The 6,001-nt window shown below is 57.9% G+C and carries 5 protein-coding genes; 1 reads left to right on the top strand and 4 read right to left on the bottom strand.

Features of this window, described 5'->3' with window-relative positions; all coding sequences use genetic code 11:
• Window positions 1-534: 534 nt before the first annotated feature.
• The 4 genes from C7401_RS30275 to C7401_RS30260 all read right to left on the bottom strand — a co-directional run bounded on the left by C7401_RS30275 (window position 535) and on the right by C7401_RS30260 (window position 4,742).
• Entirely contained in the window at window positions 535-1,419 is an 885-nt protein-coding gene (locus C7401_RS30275) for an amidohydrolase family protein (RefSeq protein WP_112175060.1), read from the bottom strand.
• Window positions 1,420-1,537: 118 nt separating this feature from the next.
• Window positions 1,538-2,845, bottom strand: coding sequence for an MFS transporter (locus tag C7401_RS30270; RefSeq protein WP_112175059.1), 1,308 nt, complete (start codon window positions 2,843-2,845; stop codon window positions 1,538-1,540).
• A 107-nt stretch (window positions 2,846-2,952) separates the two neighbouring features.
• Window positions 2,953-3,678 (bottom strand): GntR family transcriptional regulator, encoded by a 726-nt coding sequence (locus C7401_RS30265; RefSeq protein ID WP_220092867.1) that lies wholly within the window; start codon window positions 3,676-3,678, stop codon window positions 2,953-2,955.
• Complete coding sequence (locus tag C7401_RS30260) at window positions 3,675-4,742, bottom strand: isocitrate/isopropylmalate dehydrogenase family protein (RefSeq protein ID WP_112175058.1); 1,068 nt, start codon at window positions 4,740-4,742, stop codon at window positions 3,675-3,677. Before C7401_RS30260 ends, C7401_RS30265 begins: the two co-directional genes overlap by 4 nt.
• A gap of 297 nt (window positions 4,743-5,039) precedes the next feature.
• On the opposite strand from C7401_RS30260, the gene C7401_RS30255 reads away from it, so the two are divergent.
• Window positions 5,040-5,822 (top strand): hydroxypyruvate isomerase family protein, encoded by a 783-nt coding sequence (locus C7401_RS30255; RefSeq protein WP_112175057.1) that lies wholly within the window; start codon window positions 5,040-5,042, stop codon window positions 5,820-5,822.
• Window positions 5,823-6,001: the final 179 nt, after the last annotated feature.

Below are 6,001 nucleotides of genomic sequence, written 5' to 3'. Positions count from 1 at the left end.
CGATGATGCCGTACAGGGTGACGCTGCTCTGAGCATGTGCGACGCCGGCAAAGGTGCCAAGCGTGGCGAGGGCGAGAAGTGTTTTTTTCATTGTGTGATTTCCAGGTGACTTCATATTCGCTGATTCGTAGTTGTGTGACGTTATAGATTTCCAACTGAGCTGTCGGATCGGTGCCGCTAAAAAAGACTTTGCAGTCCTATCCTATCGCGTCGATCGTTCGGCATTTCATGAAAGGAGCAAACTGGGGAGGTCGCCACGAATCTAGTTAGATATGGATATGCATTTCGAATCATGCCCATGTCGAAGTGGGGTGACTTCTGCGTCTTTTATCGGTCTAGGTTGTGCATGTAGTGCTTTGAGGCTGCGAAAGACGAAACGACAAACAAAATGCCTTGCGAGCACGGTTTAGGATTGCCTGTGCTCGTGCGGAGGTAGTTGAAGTGCAGCCGAGAGCGCCTGCCTATCGGGCCCCGGCCACCGAAGCCGAGCAAGGCGTGAAATCATGAAGCCGGAGAGGGCGCTTGTTGGCAGATTCAAAAATCGAATAAGTTGCGAGGGTTGTCGACGAGCATCGCCTGCTGGATTTTCGGGTCTGGCGCCCACGCGGAAATCAGATCGAACAATTCTGTTTCGTCGATATCCAGAAACGGATTGATGTCCAGAGCCGTGCGCCCCTGGGTAAGGCTGGCATTCGTATGAGGCCAGTTGCTTCCCCAGAGAATTCTGTCGCTTCTGCGCGCAATCAGTTCGCGAGCCAGACTGAGCATCTCCGGGTATCCGTGTGCAGAATGGCTCGCATGGTACGGGGCTGAGAGCTTTACGTAGCAGTTTCCCGAGTCGAGCAGCCGAAAGAGACTGGCGATGCCCGGTTGATTCAAGCCATCAGCTGTTGCGCCGCCGAAATGGTCAATGACTACCGGAGTCGGCAGTTCAATCAGTGTGCGTTCAAGGGCCGCAATCGTTGGCAAGGGGAGAAAAGTCTGCACATGCCAGCCGCGAGACGCAACGCGTACCGTGAATTCATTTAACAGGCGAGCGATAGCAGTTGAGTCATTAGCGAAGCCTTTGGGATTTACGCGTACACCACGGACACCAACGTCATGCATATGGTCGAGCGCGGACTCGTTGGTGTCCCGATCTATGACGGCGATTCCCCGGGCGCTGCGACCAAGTCGATTTAGCGCGTCCAACAGGCAGGAGTTATCGGTGCCATAGAAACTGGGTTGAACCAGGACTGCGCGCTCAAAGCCGAACGTTCGATGCAGCTTTTCAAGGCGCGAAAGCGGCGCTTCGGGAGGGGTATATGAACGACCCGGTGCCATCGGGAATACGACTGAATCGCCGATGACATGCTGATGCGAGTCACACGCGTTAGCCGGTACAACGAAGCTTAGGTTTTTCGGTGAGGGGTCTGACATTGATGGGGACACTCAGAGTTGCATCTCGATGACGGTCGATCGGTCGCGACTCCCACAGGAATGCGCAAGTCGCGACGACCGCGTTCAACCGCCGTCTTTCTTGAGGCCAGGCTTGCGGTCAGCGCTTTGCACGAAGCCAGATCGGGAGCAGCGCCGCAAGGACGCCCGAGATGGCAACCAGGGCGGCCATACAAACGAGGCCTGCAGAAAACGATCCGGTCGTATGCTTAAGCCAACCCATGAGTACAGGGCCCATGAAACCACCGAATGCGCCAATCGAGCTGATCAGTGCCAGGCCGCTTGCGGCACCCTCGCCAGAGAGAAACTGAGGGGGAATCGACCAGAAAATGCCACGGGCCGAGGTCACGCCAACGATAGCAATGGACATACCGATCATGGCTACAGACAGTGTGGGAATCCAGACCGACAACAACAGTCCGCCGGCGCCCAACGCGCAGGTTACTGCGAGATTCGCATAGCGACGTCCCCGGCGATCGACGGCCCCGGCCCACAGGATAGTGGCCACGCAGCCGCACAGATACGGAACTGCGGAAAGAAGACCAACCGACAGGATCGAGAGGTGGTGCTCACGAAGAATTTGCGGGAGGAAGATGCCAATCCCGTACGAGCCGACAGTGAAACCAAACTGAAGCAAAGCGAGCACAAAGACCCGCGGATCGCGAAACACGGCACGGAGATTTTTGCTGGTATGTCCGCGGGGCTCGTTAGCTACAGCGTCTGTCAGGGCTTTCCGTTCGTCCACGTTAAGCCACGGTGCGTCGTCCGGGCGATCAACGATGGCGAACAACAGAACGACGCCAAGGATGGCTGCGGGCACACCCTCCAGAATGAACATCCATTGCCAGCCGGCGATCCCGAGATAGCCGTCCATCTGCATGATCGCTGCCGAAAGTGGACCTGCCACGACGGCCGATAGCGGAATCGCCATCTGAAACCAGGCCATGGCGCGGCTGCGGAAGCGCTTGGGGAACCACGCCATGAAGAAGAACATGACGCCGGGATTGAAGCCCGCCTCAGCAACGCCGAGCAGGAAACGAACGACATAAAAGCTCTTCGGCCCGATGACCAAGGCGGTTAAGGCGGAGATCAGCCCCCACGTGATCATGATGCGGGCCAACCAGATTCGGGCACCAAAGCGATAGAGAAGGATGTTGCTGGGAACCTCAAAAAAGCAGTACCCAAAGAAGAGTATTCCAGCACCCCAACCGAATGCCTCGGTGGAGAGACCGAGCGCCTTATTCATCGTCAGGGCTGCAAAGCCGATGTTCGTGCGATCGATATAGTTGACCAGAAAGCACAAGGTCATCAGCGGCACAAGCCGCCAGGCTGCTTTTCGTAGTGCGGAATCTTCGACAGTCTCGGTCGTCACTGGAGCCGACGATTGATCGGAAGAGTTGGCAAGCATTTCGTTCTCCTAATGGATGGGCGTGAAAGCCATCCACTCAAGTGATTATTGTTGTGTCGAGACGCCGCTATCCTCCCGTCCACCTACGGCGTCGTGGCACGATTTTGCTAGAGATGCCGGATATCGAGTGTCCGCAGGATTCCGGTCAGTTCGCGCGCGCTGCGCATCCGCTGTGCTTTGTGGATTGCACAAGCCCTCTCTGTGTCCCCCGACATGATCGCCTCCACGAGTTCACGATGATTCTTTGTGGAAAGCTCAGGCGAGGAACGCAGGTGCAGGGTGATGCGCCGTGCCCTTCGCGTCTGGTCCTGAAACTGACGGACCAGCTCGATTAATCGTTTATTCCCCGAGAGCGCGATCAGAGTCTCATGGAAGATCGCGTCGAACCGCGCCCATGCTTCCAGATCCTCGATCGCGAGCGTGTGCTCAAGGCCGGCGACGCCAGCGTCCAACTCCGCGAGCTTGTCCGGGGACGGTTTCGTCTCCATCGCCTGCTCAATGGCGAGCACTTCAAGGGAGGTCAATATCCGATAGATTTCGGCAGTGTCGCGCGCGGAAATGGGCAGAACCTGAAAACCGTGACGCGGCACCAACTTGACCAGACGCTCCTCCTCCAGCCGGATCAATGCATCCCGTATCGGAGTCCGGCTCATGTGCAGGGAAGCTTCGGTTTCCTGCATCGAGACCGTCGCCCCAATGGGGTAGACATTGTCCATGATGCGACGCCGGATCTCCTGGTAGGCGATCATCGCGTTGCTGGGCGGGGGCGCCAGCGCGTCCGCCTCGTCTTCGGCGAACCTCGCTGCCTTGAACTCGGAGGAAGTGTCACTCACTTCTGGGCCCGGATATGCCTGCAGATTGCTTCGGACACAGTGGCCGTGCCACCCGTGCCACCGAGGTCACCCGTTCGCGATTCCGCGCTCGCCAATGCATGGTCAACGGCACGCTCGATTGCTTGACCCGCCGCCGCGAAAGCCTCAGCGCCCGGGCGCGTGCCCAGATGACCGAGCAGCGCAGCTGCAGAAAGGATCAGACCGATCGGGTTAGCAACTCCCTTTCCGGCGATATCGGGCGCGGAGCCGTGCCCAGCATTGGCTGCCGCATGGGTGTCGCCGACGTTCAGAGCCGATGCCATACCGAGGCCGCCGGCCAGAGCGTTGACCAGGTTCGAGAGGATGTCGCCGAACATATTCGTCGTGAGGATGACGTCGAAGGCGGCCGGCTTTGTATAGAGTTCGGCCGCAATCGCGTCCACGTCGATTTCTCGAAGCGTAACCTCCGGATAGCGCTCGGCGACCTTGTTGACCTCGCCCATGAACAGACCGTCGGTGACTTGCATCACGTGTCGCTTGCCGACGACGGTGACGTGCTTGCGACGGGTCATGGCGGTCTTGAACGCGACCTCGGCGATGCGCCGCGAAGCTTTCGAGGTGATCAGGCGAAGCGCGATTGCAGAGTCGGGGGTAGGCATGAATTCGCCGTATCCCTGAAAGAGGTTGCGGTCGGCGTAGAAACCTTCGGTATTCTCGCGCACGATGACGCAGTCGAGGCCCGGATGTGCCTTCGGCACGCCGGGGCGCGACCGCGCCGGGCGGATGTTCGCGTAGAGGTCCAGTTGCTTGCGGATCGTGCCGGGGATATTGATACCACCCTCGCTGACCGGCGGATAGAGCGTCATTCCGCCCGGGCCGAGCAGAACGCCGTCAGCCGCGCGTGCCGCCTCTACAACTTCCGGCGGAAGGGTCGTACCGCGTTTCTGGTGGAGCGCCATACCGACCTCGTGGACTTCGAGCGTCAGGTTCAGGCCAAACTTCTTGTCTGCTTCGCGCACGACAGCAAGGGTGGCGTCCATGATTTCCGGGCCAATGTCGTCGCCTGGGAGCACTGCAAGTTTCATCTCTTTTCTTCCTAAACAATTAGACCAATCCGCGTACGACATCACGATCGTGCGCTCGCCAATTTGGATACCGCATTGCATACCGTTGCAGATACGTTGTGCGATACCAACTTGGTTAGATTGTACGTTACAATTCCAAAATACAATCCTAGGGGTTTGTTCCAGGGTCACGTGGCGTCTGGATGATGCGACGCTAGGTTGGGTAAAAATTGATGCGCGGTGGAGGAAGCGCGCTCATCCCAAAACGAATCGTGGCCCCTTTCGGACGACGTGGCACGCAAAAGGAGGAGAAAACGTATGAAACTCAGCGCTCACTTGGGTTTTCAGTTCAACGAGGTTTCATTCCTCGATCGCTTCGAATTGGCGGCCCGCTGCGGCTATCGTGCGGTTGAGTTTCCGTCGCCGTATGGCCATGACCTCGGCGTCTTGAAGAGACTGCTGGACGAGCAGAACCTGCAACTGGTCCAGATAGGCGCGCCGATGGGCAACTCCGCGGCCGGCGAAAAAGGTCTTGCTTCATTCCCGGGGCGCCGCAAGGAATACCGCGACAGCCTTGACATCGCGCGAGACGCGGCCTTGTCGCTCGGCTGTCCCCGTATCCACGTGATGTCCGGAGTCGTGACGGAGGGTGCAGATGCGAACTGGGATGTGTATGTCGAAAATCTTCAGACTGCCGTAGAGGTGTTCGGGAGCGTCGGGATCAAGACGCTAGTCGAGGTTATGAGCCCACAGGAAGTCCCCGGCTATTTCATGTCATCCTTCGATCAAGCCGAGGCGCTGTTCGCGGCGATCCCTGATCGCAATCTTGAATTCCTTTTTGATACTTATCACGCAGCGGCTCTGGTCGATGACTCTCTCGCGTTGCTGGAGCGTTGGTTGCCGCGGGCGGGCCATATCCAGATTTCTGACTTTCCTGGTAGACATGAGCCTGGCACGGGGACGTTGCCATTCCAGCAAATTTTCGCCCAACTGGCGTCCCGTGGATATCAACAGTACGTTGGCTGCGAGTATCGCCCGCTGAACGACACTTTGAGCGGGCTTAGTTACCTTGAACCTTATCTCCATCCCCGATGCGACTAAGGCCTCATCTAGTCGGCATCCGGGCAACCGCGGGGTCCTGTCGGGTGACCGGGGGAAGGGAAGCATATTGTTTATTATTGCGATGTGGTACATTGTGTATCGCTGACTACGTGTCATGACCCTCCGGTGTTCCTTGCCATCTGACCACTGGGACACTCGCACCGACGCCAGTTCCTTGC

This window comes from Paraburkholderia unamae, assembly GCF_003268775.1.
Taxonomy (GTDB): domain Bacteria; phylum Pseudomonadota; class Gammaproteobacteria; order Burkholderiales; family Burkholderiaceae; genus Paraburkholderia; species Paraburkholderia unamae.
Note: the sequence above shows the minus strand (reverse complement) of the source record. Positions and strands in the feature narration are given on the sequence as shown.